The sequence below is a fragment of the Metasolibacillus sp. FSL H7-0170 genome (assembly GCF_038593115.1).
Taxonomy (GTDB): Bacteria; Bacillota; Bacilli; order Bacillales_A; family Planococcaceae; genus Metasolibacillus; species Metasolibacillus fluoroglycofenilyticus.
The window spans coordinates 3350093-3375075 of the sequence record NZ_CP151964.1; the positions used below are offsets into that span (position 1 = coordinate 3350093).

General features: G+C 37.7%; 25 protein-coding genes and 1 other annotated feature. Of the genes, 14 read left to right on the forward strand and 11 right to left on the reverse strand.

All coding sequences use genetic code 11. The features are described 5' to 3' along the window. The first annotated feature begins 9 nt into the window (after positions 1–9). The 7 genes from MHH70_RS15660 (at position 10) to MHH70_RS15690 (ending at position 7638) form a co-directional block, all read left to right on the forward strand. On the forward strand, positions 10–354 hold the full coding sequence (locus tag MHH70_RS15660) for a YlbF family regulator (protein ID WP_066167297.1): 345 nt from the start codon (positions 10–12) through the stop codon (positions 352–354). 303 nt (positions 355–657) lie between these two features. Then, a complete protein-coding gene (locus MHH70_RS15665; protein WP_342471919.1) occupies positions 658–2169 on the forward strand; it encodes a coproporphyrinogen III oxidase in 1512 nt (503 codons plus the stop codon). A 119-nt stretch (positions 2170–2288) separates the two neighbouring features. Then, on the forward strand, positions 2289–3713 hold the full coding sequence (locus MHH70_RS15670; protein WP_342471920.1) for a GGDEF domain-containing protein: 1425 nt from the start codon (positions 2289–2291) through the stop codon (positions 3711–3713). Positions 3714–3732: 19 nt separating this feature from the next. Then, the gene (locus tag MHH70_RS15675) at positions 3733–4917 is read left to right on the forward strand and encodes an MBL fold metallo-hydrolase (protein ID WP_107943307.1); all 1185 of its coding nucleotides are present in this window, start codon (positions 3733–3735) and stop codon (positions 4915–4917) included. Next, positions 4904–5152, forward strand: a complete 249-nt coding sequence (locus tag MHH70_RS15680) for a DUF3006 domain-containing protein (RefSeq protein ID WP_066167285.1) — start codon at positions 4904–4906, stop codon at positions 5150–5152. Before MHH70_RS15675 ends, MHH70_RS15680 begins: the two co-directional genes overlap by 14 nt. A 258-nt stretch (positions 5153–5410) precedes the next feature. Further along, positions 5411–6199 carry an HAD family hydrolase gene (locus MHH70_RS15685; protein WP_342471921.1) on the forward strand — a complete coding sequence of 263 codons (789 nt, stop codon included), beginning with the start codon at positions 5411–5413 and terminating at the stop codon, positions 6197–6199. A gap of 1100 nt (positions 6200–7299) precedes the next feature. Further along, a complete protein-coding gene (locus MHH70_RS15690) occupies positions 7300–7638 on the forward strand; it encodes a DNA polymerase III subunit delta (protein WP_107943305.1) in 339 nt (112 codons plus the stop codon). A gap of 139 nt (positions 7639–7777) precedes the next feature. Here MHH70_RS15690 and MHH70_RS15695 read toward each other — a convergent pair whose 3' ends face one another. After that, a complete protein-coding gene (locus tag MHH70_RS15695) occupies positions 7778–9037 on the reverse strand; it encodes a polysaccharide deacetylase family protein (protein WP_342471922.1) in 1260 nt (419 codons plus the stop codon). Between the two features lie 215 nt (positions 9038–9252). Next, positions 9253–10875, reverse strand: a complete 1623-nt coding sequence (gene serA / locus MHH70_RS15700; RefSeq protein WP_066167273.1) for a phosphoglycerate dehydrogenase — start codon at positions 10873–10875, stop codon at positions 9253–9255. A 238-nt stretch (positions 10876–11113) separates the two neighbouring features. After that, positions 11114–11358 (reverse strand) — a binding site (T-box leader). A 348-nt stretch (positions 11359–11706) separates the two neighbouring features. On the opposite strand from serA, the gene MHH70_RS15705 reads away from it, so the two are divergent. Together MHH70_RS15705 and MHH70_RS15710 are read left to right on the forward strand one after the other, a co-directional pair. Beyond that, complete coding sequence (locus MHH70_RS15705) at positions 11707–12489, forward strand: enoyl-CoA hydratase (RefSeq protein ID WP_342471923.1); 783 nt, start codon at positions 11707–11709, stop codon at positions 12487–12489. A 444-nt stretch (positions 12490–12933) separates the two neighbouring features. Next, positions 12934–14112: a hypothetical protein gene (locus MHH70_RS15710; RefSeq protein ID WP_342471924.1), complete on the forward strand. Its 1179-nt coding sequence runs from the start codon at positions 12934–12936 to the stop codon at positions 14110–14112. A 256-nt stretch (positions 14113–14368) separates the two neighbouring features. Here the strand turns inward: MHH70_RS15710 and MHH70_RS15715 are convergent, their stop codons facing one another. Beyond that, complete coding sequence (locus MHH70_RS15715) at positions 14369–14554, reverse strand: YhzD family protein (protein WP_066167266.1); 186 nt, start codon at positions 14552–14554, stop codon at positions 14369–14371. Between the two features lie 185 nt (positions 14555–14739). Between MHH70_RS15715 and yhaM the strand changes: the two genes are divergently transcribed. Further along, the gene (yhaM, locus tag MHH70_RS15720) at positions 14740–15675 is read left to right on the forward strand and encodes a 3'-5' exoribonuclease YhaM (protein ID WP_066167263.1); all 936 of its coding nucleotides are present in this window, start codon (positions 14740–14742) and stop codon (positions 15673–15675) included. 208 nt (positions 15676–15883) lie between these two features. Here yhaM and serC read toward each other — a convergent pair whose 3' ends face one another. Next, positions 15884–16975, reverse strand: coding sequence for a 3-phosphoserine/phosphohydroxythreonine transaminase (gene serC / locus MHH70_RS15725; protein ID WP_342471925.1), 1092 nt, complete (start codon positions 16973–16975; stop codon positions 15884–15886). A gap of 224 nt (positions 16976–17199) precedes the next feature. Here serC and MHH70_RS15730 point away from each other — a divergent pair, with 224 nt between their 5' ends. Continuing rightward, positions 17200–17538 (forward strand): zinc ribbon domain-containing protein YjdM, encoded by a 339-nt coding sequence (locus tag MHH70_RS15730; protein ID WP_066167254.1) that lies wholly within the window; start codon positions 17200–17202, stop codon positions 17536–17538. Positions 17539–17643: 105 nt separating this feature from the next. On the opposite strand, the gene MHH70_RS15735 is transcribed toward MHH70_RS15730, so the two are convergent. Then, positions 17644–18486, reverse strand: coding sequence for a peptidylprolyl isomerase (locus MHH70_RS15735; RefSeq protein ID WP_107943300.1), 843 nt, complete (start codon positions 18484–18486; stop codon positions 17644–17646). 151 nt (positions 18487–18637) lie between these two features. On the opposite strand from MHH70_RS15735, the gene MHH70_RS15740 reads away from it, so the two are divergent. Beyond that, positions 18638–18742: a YjcZ family sporulation protein gene (locus MHH70_RS15740; RefSeq protein WP_082799037.1), complete on the forward strand. Its 105-nt coding sequence runs from the start codon at positions 18638–18640 to the stop codon at positions 18740–18742. Between the two features lie 120 nt (positions 18743–18862). Here MHH70_RS15740 and MHH70_RS15745 read toward each other — a convergent pair whose 3' ends face one another. The 6 genes from MHH70_RS15745 to MHH70_RS15770 all read right to left on the reverse strand — a co-directional run bounded on the left by MHH70_RS15745 (position 18863) and on the right by MHH70_RS15770 (position 22818). Next, entirely contained in the window at positions 18863–19048 is a 186-nt protein-coding gene (locus tag MHH70_RS15745) for a hypothetical protein (RefSeq protein ID WP_066167248.1), read from the reverse strand. Positions 19049–19117: 69 nt separating this feature from the next. Then, positions 19118–19660: a DUF3267 domain-containing protein gene (locus tag MHH70_RS15750; RefSeq protein WP_342471926.1), complete on the reverse strand. Its 543-nt coding sequence runs from the start codon at positions 19658–19660 to the stop codon at positions 19118–19120. 545 nt (positions 19661–20205) lie between these two features. Beyond that, on the reverse strand, positions 20206–20754 hold the full coding sequence (locus tag MHH70_RS15755) for an HTH-type transcriptional regulator Hpr (RefSeq protein ID WP_066167242.1): 549 nt from the start codon (positions 20752–20754) through the stop codon (positions 20206–20208). Positions 20755–20915: 161 nt separating this feature from the next. After that, positions 20916–21302, reverse strand: coding sequence for a YtxH domain-containing protein (locus tag MHH70_RS15760; protein WP_066167239.1), 387 nt, complete (start codon positions 21300–21302; stop codon positions 20916–20918). 254 nt (positions 21303–21556) lie between these two features. Continuing rightward, positions 21557–22084: a tryptophan transporter gene (locus MHH70_RS15765; protein ID WP_066167236.1), complete on the reverse strand. Its 528-nt coding sequence runs from the start codon at positions 22082–22084 to the stop codon at positions 21557–21559. 320 nt (positions 22085–22404) lie between these two features. Then, positions 22405–22818, reverse strand: coding sequence for an HIT family protein (locus MHH70_RS15770; protein WP_066167233.1), 414 nt, complete (start codon positions 22816–22818; stop codon positions 22405–22407). Between the two features lie 116 nt (positions 22819–22934). On the opposite strand from MHH70_RS15770, the gene MHH70_RS15775 reads away from it, so the two are divergent. Next, positions 22935–23684 carry an ABC transporter ATP-binding protein gene (locus MHH70_RS15775; RefSeq protein ID WP_342471928.1) on the forward strand — a complete coding sequence of 250 codons (750 nt, stop codon included), beginning with the start codon at positions 22935–22937 and terminating at the stop codon, positions 23682–23684. Beyond that, complete coding sequence (locus MHH70_RS15780) at positions 23668–24852, forward strand: ABC transporter permease (RefSeq protein WP_342471929.1); 1185 nt, start codon at positions 23668–23670, stop codon at positions 24850–24852. The genes MHH70_RS15775 and MHH70_RS15780 overlap by 17 nt, the downstream gene beginning before the upstream one ends. Positions 24853–24983: the final 131 nt, after the last annotated feature.

Sequence of the window (24983 nt, forward strand, 5' to 3'; positions counted from 1 at the left end):
AGGAATACGATGATTAACATTTATGAGGATATTAACAGATTAGAAGCGACATTTCGCAAAACAGATGAATTTAAGTTATTGCAAGAAACTGTTGAAGCTGTGCGTAACGATGATGAAGCGAAAAACTTATTTACAAATTTCCGCGATATTCAAATGAAGCTACAACAAAAGCAAATGTCTGGGGAAGAGCTACTAGAGGATGAGCTTGCTTATGCACAAAAGGCAGCACAGCTTGCTCAGCAAAATATAAAAATTCTTGCAATGCTTGAAGCCGAAATGGGTTTAAGTCGTGTAATCGAAGAAGTGAACCGTATTTTAACAAAACCAGTTCAAACGCTTTATGATGGGCTATAAAAATAAACGAGGTTGCCTGAAAAGCAGTGCGTTCGCACGCTTTTCAGGCAACCTTGTTTTTTGGTACAATAATAGTTGTATGTTAATTTGGGCGGTGCGTCGTAGAAAGCATGCCTTAATGCTTATAACAGTTGAATGAGACTTTTAAAAAAGACAAGATGATTTTTATTTATAGAAAAAAGTGTTAGATTCCCTGTTTAAAGCCTTTTAAAATAAAACAAACAGAGTATCTGAAAAGTAATGCTTTGCACGCTTTTCAGAGGCCCCCTATACACCAATTTATAATGAGGTAGAGAAAAAACAATGAAAACGATAAAAATAAATGAACAATTTAAAGAAGATTGGAATCGAGTATTAAATCATATTGCTAATCTTTTTTATGAGGATTCTGTTATACAATTTACACAAGATGGTGCGGACATGGAAATTGTCTTTCAGCATCGCGTCGAGGCTGATTTTACAATTCATACAGCAGCACAGCTTACAGTTGATGGAAAGAACTATACAAGTGATTATGCCATTCGTTATACAACGGAAGGAACGGAAAAGGAGCAAAATATTCGTATAAAGCGTGCGTTATCACATGTAATGCTGGATGTGCTTGAACAATACACAGGTATGACGCAGCAATGGGGTATTTTAACAGGAGTTCGTCCAACAAAGCTGTATCATAAGTATCGTAAAGCGGGCATGCATGAGGAAGAAATTTTTGCGGTGCTAAAAAAGGATTATCGTCTATCGGATGCTAAAATTTCTTTAATGAAGGAAATTGTAGCGAGACAGCTACAAATTATTCCTGATTTAGATGAGCTAGGGCAGGAAATTTCAATTTATATTGGCGTGCCATTTTGTCCGACGATGTGTGCTTATTGCACATTTCCCGCATATGCCATTCAAAGCAACCGCAAGCAAGGGCGCGTAGATAAATTTATTGACGGCTTGCATATTGAATTGCGTGAAATGGGTAAATGGTTGACGGAAAAGAATATGCGTATAACATCGATTTATTGGGGCGGTGGAACACCTACTTCAATTGAAGCGGATGAAATGGACGCACTTTATAAAACGATGTTTGAATCGTTCCCAAACCCACAAACGATTCGCGAAATTACAGTAGAGGCTGGGCGTCCTGATACAATTACTCCGGAAAAACTAGAAGTGCTTAAAAAATGGGGAATCGACCGTATTTCTGTCAATCCACAGTCCTATACGCAAGAAACTTTAAAAGCGATTGGTCGTCATCATACAGTGCAAGAAACGATTGATAAGTTTTGGCTATCACGCGAGCATGGGATGAATAATATTAATATGGACTTAATTATCGGGTTGCCGAACGAAGGTATTACTGAATTCGAGCATTCTTTAAATGAATCAGCGAAGATGTTGCCGGAATCTCTTACAGTCCATACGTTAAGCTTTAAGCGCGCATCAGAAATGACACGCAATAAAGACAAGTACCGTGTAGCAGACCGTAATACAGTGAGTCAGATGATGCAAATGGCAACGGACTGGACAAAAGAAAATGGTTATGTCCCATATTATTTATATCGACAAAAAAATATTTTAGGTAATTTAGAAAATGTCGGTTATTGTAAACCGGGCGAGGAGTCTATTTACAATATCGTAATTATGGAGGAAGTGCAGACAATTTTAGGAATCGGCTGTGGTGCTTCATCAAAATTTGTACATCCTGAAACAGGAAAAATAACACAATTCCACAATCCTAAAGACCCGGCAGCGTATATCGTGACTTTTGAAGAATCAATTAAGAAAAAAATTGAAATTTTAAATGATTTATACGTAAAAATTAGGTAAAATAGCAGGGAGTAGCATATTTATTATATGTTATTTCCTGTTTTATTATTTATATTAACTGCGACTATAGCATTATATAACTCCCCTGCTTTTTGGGGGATATTCTGGGAGGTGCACTGATGAATAAAGGTACACTAAAAGAGCTTGCGGGAACAATTAGACACCTACGTGTGGAAGAGCGCTATGAAGAAATAATTATAGCGAGTGATGAAATTGCAAATACATTATTCAAATTAAATGAAGTTGATGACATACTCGATATATTGAAAAATAGGATTGTTGCCTATGTATATACAGGCAACTATGAAGAAGCTTTCGCTGCGCTCTTTCAAGTAGAGCAAATTTGTAGCAACCATCCATCGAACGAGCATTATAGCTTGTACTACGGACTAGCGGGTATTTTATACACAGTGTTAAATCATACAGAAATGGCGAAAGAAGCGATGTTCAAGGCAGAGGTGCTCGCCCGCGAGCAAGAGAAGCATCGGCAACTTTGCCACACATACTCAAATTTATCTAATCTTTACTATGATTTAAAGGATTATGAGCAGGCAAAGGAGTATGCTGTGAAGGCACTTGAGAAATTATCATACTTTGATTATGAGAAAATTGACTTATTGCCAATCATAGGAAATTCAATAATTGCCTTTGCTTATGTTGGAGATGTAGAAGCTGCCAAAGAGCTATATAAGGAAATGCTGGAAATCCAAAATGTATATGGGCAGGACCGTGATGATCGCAATAAAGCATTATTGTATAATGCGGAAATGGCACTTGAATTTTCCAAAGGGTGTATGGAGCGAGCAATTGAAGCTGCTGAAAAAGCGAAGCAGATCTTTATTAGGCAAGGCGATCTTTATATGGTAAAAGTGGTGCAACGAGCCCTTATCGATTATTATAAAAAGAGTAATAAAACGGAGAAGCTTGTTAGCGCCCAAGAGGAATATATTGAATTGCTAGAAAAGCACGAGCAAGAGGCCTATAATCGTGCATTATTGAAATTTCAATTAGATGAAAAGAAGCGTAAATATAAAATGGCATCATTTATTGACCCATTAACGAAAATTTACAATCGGGGTTATATGGAGCATCAAGCTCCTAAGCATCTTTTAGACGCTGCCTACCATAAGCATTATGTTGGCTGTATTATTTTTGATATCGATTATTTTAAGCAAGTAAATGATCGGTATGGTCATTTAATAGGTGATGAAATTATAAAATTCGTTGCAACAAGTGCAGCGCAGCTGTTTGCACAATACGATGCTATTTTTGCACGTTATGGTGGTGATGAATTTATCGCTTGTGTGCGCACCGAAAATGTGCAGCAATTTGAAGAAATTATTAAGACGCTCTATTCGTTTTTTAAGACACAATCTATTTTAATGAAAGACGAGCGTTTGCAAATTAGCATAAGTATAGGTGCTTATATAATAAATGCTACAAAGGTTGGAAATTTCACTGAGCTTTTAAAAACAGCAGATGAAGAATTATATGCAGTGAAACGCAATGGGCGTGATGACTTTAAAATCACTTATGCGAAATAGGAGAAAAGAAGAGGTATAAATGAAAAAATTAATTTTTAGTTTACTGGCTGTTGTTTTTTTACTTATTGGTTGTACATTTGACATTCAACAACCCGAACAGCAGCCGATTTCTGGTCATGAAATGAAGGTGCATTTTATTGATGTAGGACAGGGCGATTCGATATTGATTCAATCGCCAAATGGTAAAACAATGCTGATAGACGGAGGAATAAAAGGAGCTGGGAAAACAGTTGTCGCCTATTTACGAGAGCAAGGTGTAAAAAGATTAGATTATGTTGTAGCTACACATCCTGATGCAGACCATATCGGGGGGCTAATTGCTGTTTTAAACTCCATTTCCATCGGACACTTTCTAGATTCAGGAAAAGTACATACATCGCAAACACTAGAGGAAATGCTCACATTAATATCCGATAAGAACATTTCCTATAGCGTGCCAGAAAAAGGGGAAGTTATCGATTTTGATAAGGAATTAAGCGTAGAAGCAATTTATGCCGATGAAGATGCTTCGGATAATAATGATGCATCCATCGTTTTAAAAATTACATATGGAGAAGTATCATTTTTACTAACAGGGGACGCAGGCATCAATATCGAAAAGCAATTAGTAAAGGAAAATATTAAAGCAACTGTGTTAAAGGCGGGGCATCATGGCTCAAACACAAGTAGCTCATTAGAGTTTATGCAGGCAGTGCGCCCAGAGGCTGTTGTGCTAAGCTACGGACAAGACAATAAATATGGACATCCACATGCTGAAGTAATTGATAATGCACTTGCTGTTCAAAGTAAGCTATACGGCACTGCTGAGGCTGGGACGATTGTTTTTACAACGGATGGGACAAGCTATAATACAACAGCAGAAGAGTGGACAGGCATTGGTGCAACAAGCTCTATTCGTACATCTAAAGCAACTGTTGAATTAATTAGTAAAGATTTAGTAAATGAGGTTGTTGTCATTCAAAATACGGGAAATGAGCCTGTTTCCTTACAAGGCTGGAAGCTTGTATCGGTAGAAGGAAACCAAGTTTTTAACTTTCCGAATATAACGCTTCAACAAAACGCTAAATTATCAATTACGAGTGGGCCTGATGCAAAGGATAGCAAAGGCACACTAAAGTGGACTTCAAAGCAAATATGGGCGAATAGTGGAGATGCAGCACAGCTTATAAATGCAAAGGGAGAGATTGTAAGTGAGCTTGAATAACTATACATTGGATCGCTTTGAAGGAGAGTACGCAATTTTTTTAAAGCGACCAGAGGAGACAGAACAGCTAATTATTCATTGCAGTGAATATAGCGAGCTGTTATCTGAAGGGGATATCGTAGCAATTAGCTATGATAATGGCGTCTATACGATACAGCGACTCGCTGAAGAAACGAACGCACAACAAACAAAAATTGAACAAATGATGCGAGCATTACGTAAAAAGCGCAAATAAGAGAGCGTCCGAAAAGCAGTGCTTTAGCATGCTTTTCGGACGTTTCGTATATGTTTAAAAGCGAACTTTTCTTTGAATGATATATCAGAAGGTTTTGGGGACGTAGAATACCTCCCTAAAAATATGCGGAGCTGATATATTCAAAAAGACCTGTGTATTCGATGAAAGAATGTTCTGAAAGGTTTGATGTATCGACACGAAATAATGACTACAAATATGGTAGGATAATAGAATAATACATAAGTTAGGGAGTGCCTTATGACAATTCAGACGATTATTTTTGATTTGGATGATACATTATTATGGGACAAAAAATCTGTGCAAACAGCATTTGACCATACTTGCGCTTATGCAAGTGAGCGTCACTCGGTTGATGCTAAGCAGTTGGAGCAAGCGGTGCGTGAAAGTGCGAGGGAACTTTACGAGTCATATGAAACATATGATTATACAGTGCTAATTGGCATTAATCCATTTGAGGGATTATGGGGAACATTCGATGACCCGACAGAAATGTTTCAAAAAATGAAGGAACTTGTACCAGCATATCGTGCGCAAGCTTGGACTGGAGGTTTGGCAAAGCTTGGGATAGCGGATGCTACGTTTGGCGCAGAGCTTGGGGAGCGCTTTGTAGAGGAACGTAAAAAAAGTCCTTTTTTATATGAGGATACATTCGCAGTGTTGGACGAGCTAAAGGGAAAATATCAGCTCATTTTGCTAACAAATGGTGCACCAAGCTTACAAAATTTAAAACTTGAAATAACACCAGAGCTAGTACCATATTTTGACCATATTATTATTTCAGGTGATTTCGGAAAAGGAAAGCCAGATGCATCGATTTTTGAATATGTGCTAGAAAAAGCTAGTGCAACTGTCGAAAAGTCTATCATGGTTGGGGATAATTTAATGACAGATATATTAGGTTCATCGCGTATTGGTATGAAAAATGTTTGGATTAATCGAGAAAATAAAGAGCCGCATCCAGATGTGAAGCCTACATATGAAGTAGAATCATTAACGCAACTTTTAAAGCTTATCAAAAAATTGTAGGTCGAGGTGGGGCTGTCTAAAAAGCCGAGCATAACCGGCTTTTTGGACAGTAGCGATGATGTTTCGCAAAATGTTGATTCATATAAACAGCGAACGCCTCTTTTAAAAATGGGATGAACATTGGCTTTAGCAGCGTTATCCTTTAGTAAAAGGGAAACGATGAAAATATTTATTTCAATGCGGTGTCAAAACAAAATAGACTTTTCGCACAACTCCGTTTTTTGTTTATCCCGCAATAACGGGCAGTAAGCCGCTCACTTCCAGACTTAAGTGAAAATCGGCTGAAGGATAAGTGAGAGGTCAACTGCCCGTAAAAGCCCGACTGGTTCAACTAACAATCCGTGGAGAAAAGCCTCCACAGATTGAAGTTTCACTTTATCCCGCAATAACGGGCAGTAAGCCGCTCACTTCCAGACTTAAGTGAAAATCGGCTGAAGGATAAGTGAGAGGTCAACTGCCCGTAAAAGCCCGACTGGTTCAACTAACAATCCGTGGGGAAAAGCCTCCACAGATTGAAGATTCACTTTATCCCGCAATAACGGACAGTAAGCCGCCCACTTCCAGACTTAAGTGAAAAGTAGCTGAAGGATAAGGTAGAGGTCAACTGCCCGTAAAAGCCCGACTGGTTCAACTAACAATCCGTGGAGAAAAGCCTCCACGGATTGAAGATTCACTTTATCCCGCATTAACGGACAGTAAGCCGCCCACTTCCAGACTTAAGTGAAAAGTAGCTGAAGGATAAGGTAGAGGTCAACTGCCCGTAAAAGCTTGACTGGTTCAACTAACAATCCGTGGGGAAAAGCCTCCACGGATTGAAGATTCACTTTATCCCGCAATAACGGGCAGTAAGCCGCTCACTTCCAGACTTAAGTGAAAATCGGCTGAAGGATAAGTGGGAGGTCAACTGCCCGTAAAAGCCCGACTGGTTCAACTAACAATCCGTGGGGAAAAGCCTCCACGGATTGAAGATTCACTTTATTAAAATAATAGTCGTTTAAACAGATTATTATAGCCACTTTTTAAGTATTTACCATTCAAAATATTGAATTTTCTAATTTTTTAGATATAATAGAATATAGCGAATGGAGAGGAAAATGCTTATGAAAATGAATTGTTGTGAAAATTGTGGACGTGTAGCCGGCATAGTAGAAATAAATCAATTATCGATTGAAGGGCATGTGGCAGAGCTTTGTTTGGCATGTCATTATGTGTTGGCACAAGAAAGCCAACGAGCGCGTTTTTTCACTTTAGTACGCAGCAAAGATAAGCAAACCTCGAATAGTGAAATGCAAAAAGTTCATCGCAATTTATCATTTCTTATTGCTACAGGTGTATTTGCAATTGCCTGTTTATCAGGGATAGTCATCGCAGATAATTTAGACTTACTACAAACAGCTTCAGCTCAGAACTATTTGACCTTTGCAGAGTTGAATCGATAAAAATAGAATGGCTGTCAGAAAGTAGCGCATTAGCCTTACTTTCTAACAGCCATTTTTTATTTAGAAAACGATAGGCATTCTTTAATAGATTGAAGCTCCACTACTGAGGAAGCAAAATCGTTGCTTAGAGATGCAGTCTTCATTTAATTGGTGTAATTAGCTCTGATACCGTAACAAACTCATAGCCTTGCTTCGTTAAATAGCTCAGTATGCTGTCTAAAGCGTCGGCCGTCGTTTGGTGAATATCATGCATTAAAATAATGCTGCCATTATATGCACCAGTTTGTACAGCCTTTAATGTTTTTGATGGAGTGCGGTGCTGCCAATCAAGCGTGTCAACAGACCACATAATTAAGGGAACGGATAGTGAGCCTAAAATCTCTTTATTATATGCGCCATATGGTGGTCTGAATAAAGTAGGCTCTTGCCCGATAATTGACTCAACCGTTTTATTTGTTTCATTAATTTGTGCCTTTGCCTGTTCAAAAGATACGGTCGTCAACTTAGGGTGACTCCATGTATGGTTGCCAATCTCATGCCCAGCCTCGTATATTTCCTTTAATACTTTAGGGCTTTTATTGACGCGATGTCCTGTCACAAAAAATGTTGCTTTAGCATCATATTTTTCCAATGTTTTTAATACTTGTGCTGTAACGGTAGGGTGGGGTCCGTCATCGAAAGTTAAGGCAATACGCTTTGTTTTTGTGACAGTCCCTTGACTGTACTTACCTAGTTTAGGAATAGGGATTTCTTTTAAACCGTTTGCCAGTACATAGCCTTGAATATTTTTCTCTGTTACAACATATGCCCAGCCTTGAATGTTTGTATATACGTCCACTTTTGTATTTGTAGGGATGCTAGTGAGATTCGCTCCAGATTTACTAGCAATATTGCGTACAACAAGCCCCTCTTGCTTCTGTACGAGCATTTTTTGAGAAGTAGGCGCTTTAAGTGCTGTCGCGATGATATAGCCAGTTAAATGACCATACTGGACAAAATACCAATTATCTTCATTTGTTGCATAGGCTTGCACGATACTATCTATAGGAACGTTGCCTAAATGCTTCGTTTGCCCTTCTGTTGTTTCTCGTACAATCGGAGGATTTTTTGCCGATGCGAGCATTAAGGTTGGTTGAGCAGATTTTAACGTAACAGAAGGTACATAGCCTTGCTGTCCCTTATATTCAATATGTGCCCACCCTGCATGGACATTATGTAAAATTACAATTGCCCTCGGTGCTAGCGATGCGAGTGGAGTAACGTAGTCATCTGACAATAAGTATGTTTCTTCTACCACTGTTCGAATCGCAATCTCGTCTTGTGCAGCCATTATTTCTATATCAAAAAAAGCTACACTAATGAATAATAAAGCAAGCAAACTATAGACCCATTTTTTCATGAAAAACTCCTCCTTTAGCTAATGGGACTGTCTAAAAAAATCATGCCCGCCTAAATAATTAACGCTTCAAAAGGCATTAACAGCTCTCTACATGGAAATTGTATACATACAATTATATGCTACAAATAACAAAAAAGTAAAAGAGGAAGTTTGAAAAAGTGGTAAGGCTACTGAGAAATGGAGATACTTACCTCAGTAGCCCATCATAAAAAGCACTATAGCGTAATAGCCTTCACTTCATCAATGTTTTCAAGCTGTGCTACATAGACTAAGTCTTCTGCTGTTACAATATTGTCGATTGCTAGCATCATTACTGCTGAGCCACCGACCATATCGCGTCCCACTTGCATTGTTGCGATATTAATATCTTTTTCAGCCAATTTTGTGGCTACGCGACCGATAGCTCCAGGTTTATCTGTATTTTTAATATACAATAGATTGCCTGTTGGAATAACGTCAACAACGAAGCCTTCTACTTTGACGATGCGTGGGCCTAAGCCATTTAACAAAGTTCCCGCTACAGTATGTGTTTCATTGGCTGTTTTAATTTCAACTGTAATTAAGTTTGTGAAGCCTTTTGCAGTCGTTGTTTTATGTTCATTAATGCTTATACCTATACGCTCTGCAAGATAGCGGGCATTGACATTATTAACATGTGTTCCATGATTTGTTGAAAGCAGTCCTTTAATAGCATTAGCTGTTAAAGGGCGTACATCAAAGTTTGCTACGTCGCCAGCATATGAAATGTTTAATTCTTTTATAGATTCATCAGTTACTTGGATAAGGAATTTTCCGAGCTTTTCAACAAGTTCGAAAAACGGTTCGATTTGTGCAAACTTTTCTTTTGAAATTGATGGCATATTAACAGGATTTGTAACAGTGCCTGTTTTGAAAAACTTAATAATATCATTAGATACATCGACAGCAACAGATTCCTGTGCTTCTATAGTAGACGCACCTAAATGCGGTGTAGCAATCACTTCAGGTAGTGTTAATAGCTTATGGTCTGTTGCAGGCTCTGTTATGAAAACATCGAGTGCAGCACCAGCTACTTTTTTAGCAACAATCGCATCGTATAAATCGTCCTCATTAATAATGCCGCCACGTGCACAGTTAATGATACGTACCCCATCTTTCATTATGGCGAAACGCTCTTTATTAATAAGATTACGCGTTTCCGGCAAGAGAGGTGTATGCACTGTAATAAAGTCTGCCACAGCACATACTTCATCGACAGTGCCTTTCGTAATGCCTAGCTCCTTTGCGCGTTCCTCTGTCAAAAATGGATCATAGGCGATAACTTTCATGCGTTGTCCTCTTGCGCGATACGCTACTTCAGCTCCAATGCGCCCCATACCAATAACACCTAATGTTTTATTTTTTAGCTCCACTCCAACATATGATTTGCGGTCCCATACGCCATTTTTTAATGTATTAAATGCTTGTGGAATGTAACGTGCTAAAGCCGTCATCATAGCAATAGTATGCTCAGCCGCAGAATTTGTATTACCATCTGGCGCATTTACAACAATAATGCCGTGCTCAGTAGCCGCTGTTAAATCAATATTATCGACACCAACACCAGCGCGACCAATTAGCTTTAAATTTTTAGCCGCTTGAATTACCTCACGTGTAACAGTAGTTTGAGAGCGAACTAATAACACATCAATATCTGTAATTTTGTTAATTAATTGCTCCTGTGATAAACCTGTATCCACAATAATATTTAATTCTAATTCACCTTCTTGGATTAACGGATAAATACCATCCTCACTTAATGGGTCAGCGATAAACACCGTAATTATTTTTGTTGCTTTTTCTAATGTTTTTGTTGTCATGGTTTATTCTCTCCTTTATTTTAAAAATCAATTACGTATTGGCGTAATTGCGTCTAAACTTTTTCCAAGCCTACTTGAAAAACTCTTCTTCATAATTTGTGACATTCAGCGGAGGCTTTATTTTGATTTAGTTGATGTTTGAGTACTCACTAAACCATGGAGTGGACAAGCGTTTTACTCTCCTCCCACGTAAGGGAGTGAATCAAAATAAAAAACCTTCCGTCCCTCACATTAAAATGTAAGGGGCGAAAGGCTATAATGAACATAGTTACGCGGTACCACCCTTATTCATTGCAAAAATATTCCGAAAATTATAATTGCAATCTTTAAGATGCGTAACGCGCATGATACGGATAAGTTTACTATAATTTTCCACTTATCTATTCAGGAGTGGAACTACATTCGCCTTCTTCACTGATTTGCACCAACCATCAGCTCTCTTAAGAATAAGTACGACGAGCATGTCTCCATCAAAATATTTTGCATAATTAAATTTGATAACATCATAAGCCGAGAATAAATCTTTGTCAACGCCTTTTTCCGAAAAAATAAAAAGAATTTCATAATAAACTGAAATTAATTCACCGAAAGGCGAATGAAATGATAATTTATAACTATGAATGTTCGTGTTTTGGAAGCGTTCTCATTTTATTGGAATGCTTGCTATAGCTGAGATTGCGGAATATTAAGATAATTAAGTTACGCTACTTTAAATGTTTGATTTTTGATAAATTATTTTCGTTCAAAAATTTGTTGAATAAAAAAGGAATTTGAAAAGAAAAGTAGAATTATAAAAGTGAATGGTTATTCATTATTTAAGGGGGATTTTTCATGGGCTATACGACAATTAATTTAGAAATATTAGAACGCAAGGCAATTTTAACATTGAATCGACCACAGGCAATGAACGCGATGGATATTACAATGATGCAGGAATTAGCTGATTGTATGGAGGAGCTACATCAACAGCCGGAAGTCCAAGTTTTAATTGTTAAAGGGGAGGGACGTGCATTTTCAGCAGGTGGCGATATAAAGATGATGCTTGGAGCAAATGAAGCGATTGATTTCGAAACGATTATGTCGTATATTACGCGCTTTGCAATAGGCTATTACACACTACCAATGCTAACGATTGCCCAAATTCATGGTGCAGCAGCTGGCTTAGCCTTTAGTCTAGCGCTAGCAAGTGATGTTATTGTTGCAGAGGATTCCACAAAGCTAGCAATGAATTTTATTAGCATTGGGCTTGTACCTGATGGTGGCGGGCATTTCTTTATGAAGGAGCGTCTAGGTGTAGCAAAGGCGAAGCAGCTTATTTGGGAAGGTAAAGTAATGGAAGCAAAGGAGGCATTTGACCAGCAATTAATTGATTATGTTGTTCCTGACGGCGCTGCAGCGGCAACGGTTGATCAAATTGTCGGTAAAGTGTTAGCATCACCAATTGCCTCTATGCTTGCAACTAAAGAAATTTTACACAAAGAAAAACTACCCGAGCTTGAGCGCATCCTACAAGCTGAAGCAATAGCCCAGGCAAAAATGCGTCAAACAAAAGACCATCAAGAAGGCATTACAGCTTTTGTAGAAAAGCGTCAACCTAATTTTATAGGAGAGTAGCTAGAAGTTTAAAATAAGTTGTTGTGATGTAAAATCTCAACATCTTATTTTTTTAGCTATTATATTTTGAAGCTCGTCGCACAATGCATATAAAAAGAGGGCTAACTGTATTGAAAAATAGTAGTTTCGCAAAGGAGTTGTCCGAAAAGTCCATTTTGTTTTGACACTGCATTGGAATCAATGTTTTCATCGCTTCCCTTTTACTAAAGGATAACGCTGCTAAAGCCAATGTTCATCCCATTTTTAAAAGAGGCGTTCTCTGCTTATATGAATCAACATTTTACGAAACATCATCGCTACTGTCCAAAATGCCGGCTATGCACGGCTTTTGGACAGACCCTTATTCTACTTAAAAAAGGACAAATTTGTTATTCAAATAAAATTCACTGTACAACTTAGCTAAAGATGATTATTATAGAATGGATAAAATCGGGGGAAACATATATGGAATCCAAATATAATACATCTAAGAGCGTAAATGTGTATTGCCCTATAGCGGAACATACGGTAGAAGTTTGTCTACAGTACATAACAAATAGTGAGCGCTTATTGCTAGAAGTTCCATTTGAGCAATATGAGGCAATTGTTGAAGCGATTAGGCAACGAGAAAATGGGGCAAAAAATTTAACACAGATGATTAGAAAAGGTGCATTTACTTATGCACAAATAAAACATATGACAGTTGCGAGAAACATCCATGGCTTAATGATGGATGAAGAGGGACGTATTAATTTCATCAATGATGCAATTAGTATAAGTGCTGTTATAGCTTATGCACAAAGCAAGTGGAACGGGGCTTCACGTAAAGTCGCAATAGGAAATGGGATTCGTACAGGATTAGCCGTTTTAGGAGAAACATTTGCTGAGGAAGTAATTGCATCGCAATTATACAATCATCATGACGTTACAGCTGATTTTAACTTGAATCCAGATATAGCTGGTGCTCTGAAAACAGGCGGTGTGAAAATGGCTTCAAAAAAGATGGCTGCTACTATTACTAAAAAGGCAATGATTGGCTCTATTGCAACAAAAAAAGGCATGATGTTATTGAATGCGAATACTGTGACAGGTGCACTTGTAACGGGGAGGATGTCGGCAGAAGATATCGCCCGTACAGTAAAAGGAAAAATGTCCTCGCAACAATTATTTAAAAATGTTGCGAAAACAGCCGCAATTGTGGCTGGCGGCATTACGGGAACTATAATAGGTAGCGCGGTTGGCCTAACGATTCCAAATGTGAGCACAGCAATTGTTAGCCTAATTGGAGGTATTATTGGGCTGATTATTGGTAGTAGCTCGGCAAGTAAAATAACAAAGCGTGTGTTAGATTTTTTTATACGTGACGATGCTTTGCAAATGCTAGATATTTTTAATGAGCGTTTGATGATACTAGCTGAGGAATATTTGTTAAATAAAGAAGAGTTAGAGCAAGCTTTACTTGATTTTGAAGCATTGCATAATATGTCGAAAACATTGAAAGAAATGTATTTAGCAAACAATCAGCAACAATTTGCAGATAACTTAATTCATCGTGAGCTAACACGTATTATTAAATTGCGCATGTATTTGCATGTACCAACAAACGAAGAAATATACGAAATACTCGAGCCATTAGCGTCATAACGTAGGATTTAGTAAATAGAAAGGGCATACCTCAGCTTTTGAGGCATGCCCTTTTTTTAAAGACTGCGGGAGCTTTTAACAAATAAATCTGAGAAAGTCGCAAATAAATAAAATAAGCTTCTCGAGACCACGTGAGATGTCTGAAAAGCATGTTTTTACGGTTAAAGAGTGTATATATCCTATTATCGTAGTACACTGCTTTTCAAACAACTGTTTGTTTTAATGACAAATAGTTTTAGCGTTTGCCCTTAGCAATTTAGACGTGGAATAAAATAAGTTTGCCTGCCGAATTTACAAGTCGATGTGTTTTATCGGATAGCCCTTTTTCATCGATTTGTTTTTGCCCTTCGATTTTTGCAGCCTCATCATTATCAAATGACCATACTTCATCAAATAATGTTTCTCCTGTTTTTTCAAATGCTGTAAACCGGTAATTTTCCATAGAATTTCCCACCCTTTGTATTGTCATAAATATATTATGAATGAACATTCATTTTCTGTCTATTGTTTTCTTCTATTTTACTCATCCGTGGATAGTTATTAATATTATTTAATCGAATCATGGTACAATAAGAGCAGTGAATCGTACTGTAAACGATGAATGTCAAGAAAAGGAGTGATTTCGTAGTGGAAGGAATTACTAAACTTCAAGTTGGAGAGCCCGTTGACCAATTTTTATTAATTAAGCAGGCTACAAAGGGCGTAACGACAGTAGGGAAGCCTTTTATGTCACTTATTTTACAAGATAAAAGCGGTGATATTGAGGCGAAGCTATGGGATACAAATGAAGAGCATGAAAATATGTATAAAGCTGAAACGATAGTCCGTGTAGGTGGAGAAATCCATGACTACCGAGGTAAAAATCAACTACGTATAAAACAAATTCGTGTAGCACGTCCAGAGGAAGGAATACAAGTTAGCGACTTAGTACCATCAGCAGCTATTCCAAAAGAACAGTTAATGGAGGAGCTAACGCAATTTTTCTTTGAAATTAAAAACCCAAGCATTTCACGCATTACACGTCATTTAATTAAAAAGCATCAGCCTAGTCTCCTTGTGCACCCTGCGGCAACGAAAAATCATCATGACTATGTATCAGGTTTACTTGACCATGTTGTGTCGATGTTGCGCTTAGGAAAGGCGATTGCTGAATTATATCCAACCTTGAATACTGATTTACTGTATGCAGGAATTATTTTACACGATATTGGAAAAGTAGCTGAATTAACAGGGCCAATTGCAACAGCTTATACGATAGAGGGCAATTTGCTTGGCCATATTTCAATTATGGTAAACGAAATTGGACAGGCAGCCGTAGAGCTAGGAATTGAGGGTGAAGAGGTAATGCTGCTCCAACATCTCGTATTATCACATCATGGGAAAGAGGAGTGGGGTAGCCCGAAAAAACCAATGATTCAAGAAGCAGAAATTTTGCATTATATTGATAATATTGATGCGAAAATGAATATGCTGAAGCGTGCATTGGATAAAACAAAGCCGGGCGAATTCACAGAGAGACTGTTTCCACTAGATAACCGCTCATTTTATAAGCCGACAATTTAATTCAAAAACCGCCTTCAAATGTGAGCGTTAATATTAAAAAAATTAGCTTATGCTTATTTGAAATTCAAAAGAAAACAGCTAAGTCCAGTGTTTCTCCTATTTTCAAAGAAACTCTTCTTTATTTTATTTAGAGGTTTCTATGATGAAACATCATCGAAAGCGCCCCAAAAGCAGGAAATATATTGCTTTTGGGGCGCCTCTTTTTTGATTAATGTTTAGCCTGAAAAGCGTGCATAAAGTCTGCCAACGCTTTACATGTTTCATATGGGACCGCGTTATATGTCGATGCGCGGCAGCCGCCAACTGAGCGATGGCCGTTTAAGCCGACGAAGCCTGCTGCCTTTGCCTCAGCTAAAAATTGCTTTTCTAGCTCCTCGTCTGCTAGACGGAACGTGATGTTCATTAGTGAGCGACTTTCTTTTTCAGCATGTCCAATATAGAAGCCGTTAGAGCCATCAATGGCATCGTAAATTAGCTTTGCCTTTGCTTCGTTATGTGTAGCAATTTTTTCTAAGCCACCTTGCTTTTCTACCCATTTCAATACTTCGCCAAGCATATAAATACCGAATGTTGGCGGTGTATTGTATAGGGAATTATTTTCTGTAAACGTTGAGTATTTTAGCGTTGTAGGAATATTATTATGGGCCTTTTCTAGTAAATCCTTGCGAATTATTACAACTGTCACACCTGAAGGACCAAGATTTTTTTGTGCTCCAGCATAAATAAGAGCAAATTTACTCACATCGATAGGCTTCGATAAAATATCGCTCGACATATCAGCGATTAATGGAGCAATTGTTGTCGGAAAGTCCTTCCATTGCGTACCGTAAATTGTGTTATTTGATGTAAGATGAACGTAAGCAGCCGCATCATTAAAATTTATTTGATGTACAGATGGGATATTTTTATAGTGATTATCCTTTGTAGAGGCAACTGCAACAGGAGCTCCAAATAGCTTTGCTTCAGCTAATGCCTTTTCAGACCAAACTCCCGTTAAAATATAATCAGCTTGTTCACCTGACTGTAAAAAGTTCATTGGAATCATTGAAAACTGTAAGCTTGCGCCACCTTGTAAAAAAATTACTTCATAATTATCCGGTACAGCATAAAGCTGACGAAGACGTGCAATAGCCTCATTATGTACTTGCTCAAAATCTTTACTGCGGTGGCTAAGCTCCATAACAGACATACCTGTGTTGTTAAAATTGATTAATTGCTTCTCTGCTATTTGTAATACTTCTAATGGTAAAGCAGATGGACCAGCATTAAAATTAAATGCGCGTTGATTAGTTGTACTCACGTTGACACACTCCTTTTTTCTTTTCAAGCTTAAGTATATAATATACTGTTCTCTTAATATTATGGCAAAATTCTTAAAATTCCTGCTGTAAAATGAAAAAAAGAGTGAATTTTTTGTGTAAAACACGAATATTTCATTGTTAATCACTAGTAATATTTGTGCTTAGCTTGAATTTATTGAGTGAATATGCCAGTATAGAGGGGATTAGTAAAGGAGGAATTTTAATGGAAAATTTACCAAATTGCCCACAGTGTAACTCGGCGTATACATATGAGGATGGGACGTTATATATTTGCCCAGAATGTGCTCATGAATGGACAGCAGCAGAGGAAGCCGCTGTAGAGGAAGGCTTAGTAGTTCGCGATGCCAACGGCAATTTATTAGCCGATGGAGATACTGTCATAGTAGTGAAAGATTTAAAAGTAAAGGGAAGCTCCTCTACATTAAAAATCGGAACACGTGTAAAAAACATCCGCTTAGTAGAAGGCGACCATAATATCGATTGTAAGATTGACGGCTTTGGTCCGATGAAGTTAAAATCGGAATTCGTTAAGAAAAACTAAAAAACATACTATCCAGAGCATTAAGACATAACCGAAAATGGGTTGAAAAAACAAAAGGTGTATAAAAGGTGACCTAACAAATCACTTTTCATACACCTCTTCATTTTATTTTGTTGAATATTTGTCGAATGTGCCTTTTAACTCAGCATCCTTCACTTCTACTTCAGCATCTTTTAATAATTTTGCAATTACATCATCCATGCTATATTGTGCAAGAAGCTCTTCACGAATTTCGTCTTTTTTCTCTTCGAATGTACCATAATCTTCAACATCACGTTTTTCAGTTACTTCAATTACATGGTAACCAAATTGTGATTTTACAGGCTCACTAATTGTGTTTAATTCAAGTGCATATGCTGCGTCATTAAACTCTTTCACCATCATACCTACTGAGAACCAGCCTAAATCGCCACCGTTTGCTGCCGAGCCATCAGATGACATTTCTTCAGCAACAGTTGCAAAATCTTCTCCGCCTTTAATACGCTCAATAGCTTCTTTTGCAGTTTCTTCATCACTCACTAAAATATGGCGAGCTTTTAATTCTTGGCTAGCTTGGTCGTAATACTTTTGAATATCTTCATCCGATACTTCCATATCTTCCAAAGCTTTTTGACTTAATAAGTTGAAGCGAATATTTTCCTTTAAAGCTTCTTCTGATAAATTATTTTGTAGAAGTAATGCTTCAAATTGCTCACCAGCAGATTCTTTTACTGTAGTCAATTCTGCTTCAATTTCCTCATTTGTTACTTTGTATTTGTTAAGTAGGATTTTTTCAACCATAATTTGCTGTAATAATTGTTCGCCAGCTAAGCTTTTTACTTCTTTATAAAATTCGTCTTGTGTTAAATCCCCTACATTTGAAGTAACGATTACTTCTTTTCCGGGGTTACTGCATGCCGCTAAACCTAGGGAGGCTGCAAGCGTTATTGCTAAAAATGTTTTTTTCATGTGAAATTTACGCTCCTAACTTTCTTTTAAATGCAATAGTTACTATAACATAAACGAAAAAAAAACAAAATGGTTGCATACCAAAAGTGCCTAAGATTTAAGTTGAAGAGTGCATACGATAGATGATAGAAAGGTGAAAGGAGGGAGCACAATGGGCGGTGGAGGCTACAATGGCGGCGGTTACGGTTCAGGTTTCGCGCTGATTGTTGTATTATTCATTTTACTTATCATTGTCGGTGCTGCATATCTTTACTAGTTAAAAAAAAGGCTGTAGAAAAAGTATGCTATTGCATGTCTTTTTCTACAGCCTGTTTTATTTTTGCTACAAAGTGAAAGGAGCCGTCTCAAAATGGCTTTTCGAGACGTCACTTCACTGTTAAACAGTAAACAATACTTCCATATAAAAAGAAACTAATAAAATCGTTATGAGAACATTAATCGTACGAAAGATTTTCGGTTGCTTTTCTTCTGGAATTTCTTTGCGTATACAAAGAGCATAGGTCATGCGGTTTATTTGGAATAAGTAAAATACAGAGAATAGTATGATTACTACTAATAGCAAGCCTATTCCTCCTCTCTTTCGATTCATCGTCAAGCATACCAAATATATAACTAGTAAGACAAGTTATTGCTACACGCCAGCAGGCACTAATATTTCATAGCCTTTCGGCGTTTCCTCAATCAATGAATTAGCAGGTGCATGCCACAAATTTTTGACGTTTAATAAATCAATTAAACATATGCTACTATGAAAGCCTAGTAGTAAGCAAGCATAGTGTGAGTATGGTGGAAAAAATATCGCAACTGCTAAAAATGCGCTATTTAGCAAGAGAAAAGGCGTCAGCAACGCGAGTACATAACGATTTTTAGGAATAGGCTCCTTCAAACGTAAGCGCATGATAGGAACGATGCGAAAAATGATTTTCCAGCGAAATTTTATTTTTTTTCGATATTTTAATAATGCTAGATAATGAATTGCTTTATGAACTGGATATAAAAGAAGAACAGCTATAAAAAAGAAAAGCAAATATTTATCTGTATGCGGGGCACGTAATTGTAAGCTTGTCATCACATAGGACGTGCAAAAAACAGAGACAAAAGTTAGGACAGCTAATAATGTTAATCGCACGATGCCATATTCAGATACAGTATTAATTGTTTTCCAACAATGCATAGTACACCTTCTTTCTTAATTATCCTGCAAATATAGTATTACTATTGTAAAGAAAAAGTAAGTAAATTGCTATTTTTTTCAGCTTAAAGCATAGATGAAGCTAGCCCTCCTTAATCAATTATGCTTACGCTTTGGCGCGATTGATTAAGAGAGGGCTAAATAGGAATAATAAAGTGAAACTTCCATCAGCGGGGGTTTTCCTCATCCCCCCACTGATTGTTAGTTGAACGAATCGGGCATTTACGGGCAGTTGATTTCCCACTTATCCTTAAGCAGATTTCATTCAAGTCTTGAAGTGGGCGTCTTATTGCCCGTTAATGCGGGATAAAGTGAACCTTCAATCAGTGGGGGTTTTCTTCATCCCCCACTGATTGAAGGTTCACCAATCGGGTTTTTACAGGCTGTTGGATCCCCCACTTAAACATCTTGATTTTATCTGTTGTTTTGAAGTGGGGGTCTTACAGCCTGTTAATACGGGATAAAATTGCAAAACTGTCTGATAAGCGTGCAAATGCACCACCCTTCAGACAGCCTCGTATTATTTATTATTGCTGGGAAGATGAATGTACTTGGTCAAAATTTTCTTTAAAATTTTTAAAAGAGCGTTCAAAAATTTTAATAAAATCCTCGCCGTAAATATTGCGAATAACCGCCATAACATCTAAAAACTCTGGGAATCTACCATATATTTCGCGCAAAGGTAGAGAGCCATCTAAAATGCAGTGTGGTGTGTCGTGATAGTGTTCATTCATTGAAATGATTAACTGTGAACCGGCTTCTGTTAACTCCACATATGTATTGCGCTTATCATCATCGCGCTTTGAAAATTTCAATAAGCCACGCTCTTCTAATTTTTTTGAAAAATTAAAAGCTGTAGAAACGTGCATTACACCAAATTTTGCAACATCTGAAATAGATGCGCCTTGTAAATGAAACGAAATCCATAAAATATGGTGTTCGTTTATATTTAAGTCATATGGTTTAATCCAAAGTTGCCAATCCTTTTCCACAGCCTTCCATAAAGCTTTAGATAGCTGGGCAGTTCTTTGGCTATAAAGCATTGCTTCTTTCGTTGTATATAATTGTTCAGACAAAATCTTCACCTTCTTCTTTCGTTGCAATTTTAAAATATTATAGCAATAAAAGAAAAAAGTTTAAAGTTTGAAAAATAAAATAATTACATTCATCAAGAGAAACATCTAAAATTATTAAAAATAATAATAAAATGAATATCTTTCTTCGGTCGGATGGTTCTTTATACCTGTTTTTGTTTCTCGTCTTTTTCAGTGAATTGCGATAGATTTTGCTCGATTTCGCCGATAGATTTCTGTAATCCTTCGATTTCTTGTTTTAATAGAGCCGTTTCTGGTTCAATTTGCTGTTTGAAGCTTGTGAATGATTGCGATAATTCTTTTATTATTTGAGGAATATTGTTTTTTACTTCATTTGATAAATTACTAAAAGATTGCTTGACATTTTTTGTTTGAAAATTAACGTCGTTTAAGCGTTCCTTCGTACTCGTTGAAAAGCTTGTAATATTCGTTCGCAGCTCTTTGCCTGATTGTGGGGCGGATAAAATCGTGGCAATCGCACCACCGACGATTCCAGCAGTTAACCCAATTAAAAATGGCTTGGCCTTCATAAAACATCTCTCCTTAATTCTTTTATATTTATATTAAACCATTTCGTGTATTGATTATACAAACGATAGGGGGATGGGGCGTCCGAAAAGCGTGCCGAGCCACTGCTTTTGCAACATTTCAATCGTGTTTCTTGAAAGTAAGAAGCAGCGAGAATATGATAGGCTTGGGATTCGGAGGCTTTTCCTTTCATTAAAACAAATAAAGCATCCAATAAGCGGTGTTTTGCACGCTTTTCGGATGCTTCTTTTTTATTTTACGCATGTGATACGGACGTTTTGAAGTTTGAACGCTTTAGTAATTTGCTGACAATCGGGAAAATGATTGCAAAAGCAATTGCGTTTAAGGCAGTTGCTGGTAATACGACTGTTGCAAATAACACTGAAAAATCAATTGGTACTTCTGTTAATAGCAGCGCCATTGTTAAAAATGTTGTGCCAGAAATAATTGTTCCAGTAGCTACTATGATAATGGATACGGCTGCTTTTTGAACGCTATGACGTAAAATCAGTACGATGATTAAAAAGACAAAGCCTGTTACTGCTTTATCAATAATGTTAGGTACGAAGCCACCTGGGAAAGTTGAAAATAGCCCAGATAGAACGCCAGTTGCGAGCGATAATAAAAATGTTTCCTTCAATGTTGGGAATAGTATAATTCCGATAAACATCATTGTTAGCATAAAGTCAGGCTTCATGCCACCATTAAAACCCGGGATAATCACATAAAGTGTGGCACCAATCCCAACTAACAGCGCCATTAATACTAAATTTTTTGTATTCATTTGTCTCTTCTCCTCTAAGCTATGCTCATTTAATTTGGCATTTTCCTAATATGCACTCGTTGCTATTAGCGAAAACTTACATTTTATTGTACGAATAATTTTATAAAAAAGCAAGAAAGAAAATTAATTACGCTTCTGTTAACTCTCGTCCAGATTTTTTCGAGCTAATTGTAAAATCGTCGCGTCCTGTGCCAACGGTTAACTAACCTACGGCTTGCAGCCTTCCTTTAAATTCTGTGACATCCGCCGGGCTCTCTTTTTTTATTATTTTCTTGCACATCCCGCCTTAGAGAGAAATGGGGGACTTCGGCTCAATCGAATTAGATGAATTCACGTATCGCTTCAGCAGCCTCTGCTAGCTCTTCTTTAGAAGGCTGTGTTGTTGTCCAAACTAAGCGTAAGCCATCCGTCTCATCGTAGCGTGGAATGAAGTGCAGGTGATAATGGAAAACAGTTTGTCCAGCAGCAGCTCCGTTATTGTTTACTGTGTTTAAACCGATAGGATTGAAGGCTGATTGAATTGCTTTTGCTACTTTCGGTGCCGCTGCGTATAAGTGGCTAGCAACATCTTCAGGCATTTCAAATAAATCACGGCAATGCTTTTTCGGAATTAATAATGTATGACCTTTTGTTAAAGGCATAATGTCCATAAAAGCGTATACATGCTCGTCCTCATATACTTTTATACTTGGGATAGACCCGTCAATAATTTTACAAAATAGGCACTCACTCATTGTTTTTGCACTCCTTCATATAAAATAATCAAATTGTACATATATTTTAGCATATATGAACTGCTTGTTCTGCTTATTTTTGTTAAACTAAACTGAAGAGATAGGAGTGACATTTCATGACAATTTTACAAGTGACGAACGTAACAGGTGGCTATACGCGTAAGCCTGTTATTAAAAATTTATCTTTTACAATTGAAAAAGGAGAGCTAGTGGGCTTAATCGGGCTCAATGGCGCGGGCAAAAGTACAACAATCAAACATATTATCGGCACGCTTTTACCGCAGGCAGGAGAAATTCGCCTGAATGGTGTGACGCTAAAACAAAATATGGATGAGTACCGAAAAGCTTTTTCCTATATTCCTGAAACGCCAATTTTATATGATGAGCTGACATTGAAGGAGCATTTAGAGCTTACTGCGATGGCTTATGGCTTGGATGAAAAAACATTAAAGGAGCGCTCTGCCTATTTATTGAAGGAATTTAGAATGGAGAAGCGTTTAAATTGGTTTCCTGCGCATTTTTCAAAGGGGATGCGGCAGAAGGTGATGATTATGTGTGCCTTTTTAATTAACCCGGCACTTTATATTGTTGATGAGCCATTTGTTGGATTAGACCCGCTCGGTATTCAATCTCTTTTAGAGCAAATGGATGCGAAGAAGCGAGAGGGTGCTTCCATTTTAATGTCAACTCATATTTTATCAACGGCAGAAAAGTATTGTGACCGAATTATTTTATTACATGAGGGACATGTGCGTGCACAAGGGACGATGAATGATTTACGCGCGGCGTTTAACATGCCAAATGCGAGCCTAGACGATTTATATATTGCAATGACAAAGGAGCAAGACAATGAACAACATGCATAATATATGGAAGGTGCGCTTCGGGCATTTTGTTAATGAAGTGCAGAAATATATGCGCTTTATTGTGACGGGTCATATTGCAATTGTTTTCGTTTTCGTTGCAGGAGCAGCAGGCTATCAATATAGTGAATGGCTGAAGGTAGCCCCAGCTAGCTTCCCTGCCGAATGGTTAGTAGCTGCCACTGTTGGCATTTTACTTGCATTTAGCCGCCCGACAACGCTTATAAAGGAACCAGACCAAGTTTATTTATTGCCGCTAGAAACACAGATGCCCGTCTATTTTAAAAAGGCTGTCAATTGGACGTTTTGGTCCCAGCTCATTATCCCTGCTGTTGTGTATATTGTTACGATACCACTTTTAAAAACGGTGACGGAACTATCGTCATTGCAAATTTGGCTAGGTCTAGCCTTTATCATTGCTTTAAAGTATTTGAATGTCGTGATTGAGTTCAATTATCGCTTTGCTAACCGTGGACAGGCCATTGTGGTGGATCGTTTAGCAAGGGGGTTATTATCAATCTTAGCCATTGAAACAGCACTCACATCGAGCGTATATTTGGCAGCAATTTATCTAGTCATATTTTTTGCTTATAAAATGTCGCTACAAAAGAGAGTAATAGGGCAGCCTGTACCGTACGAGCATTTTGTGCATTTGGAGCAAAATCGGATGTTGCGCTTTTACCGTTTTGCTAACTACTTTACAGATGTACCTCATTTACGTGGTACAATTCGTCGACATGCTTGGTTGGATAGTGCCTATAAATGGATTGCATTTTCGAGTAAAAACACACAGCTTTATTTAGTATTCCGTACATTTATTCGGATGGACGACCATTTTTATTTATGGCTACGCCTAACTGCGATTGCCGCAGTAATTACAGCTTTTGTTGATATCGCAATCGTGGCATGGATTGTTGTGGCAGCACTTGCCTTTGCGACAACATTGCAATTAAAGGTAGCGCTGCTATCGAATGGCGAGTTTCGCATGGATATGTTATTCCCAATTGCTCCAACACAGCGTTTGAAAGCTGTAGAAAAGCTATTGCGTATAACGAGTGTAGTGCAGTCCATTATTGTAACACTCTGTGCAATCGCTCAACCGCATTTTTATATGATTCCAATTATTATCATTGTCGTAAGTGAATTAACGCTACGATTATCGAAAAAATAGCGAATTTGCGGAAATGTACAATAAAACTTGTAAAACGCAAAATAAATGAATAGTAGGCGCGGGTTGCTGAGTTTCACGGAATTAAGGAGCAAGGAGTTGTCCGAAAAGTCCATTTTGCTTTGCCCTCGCAT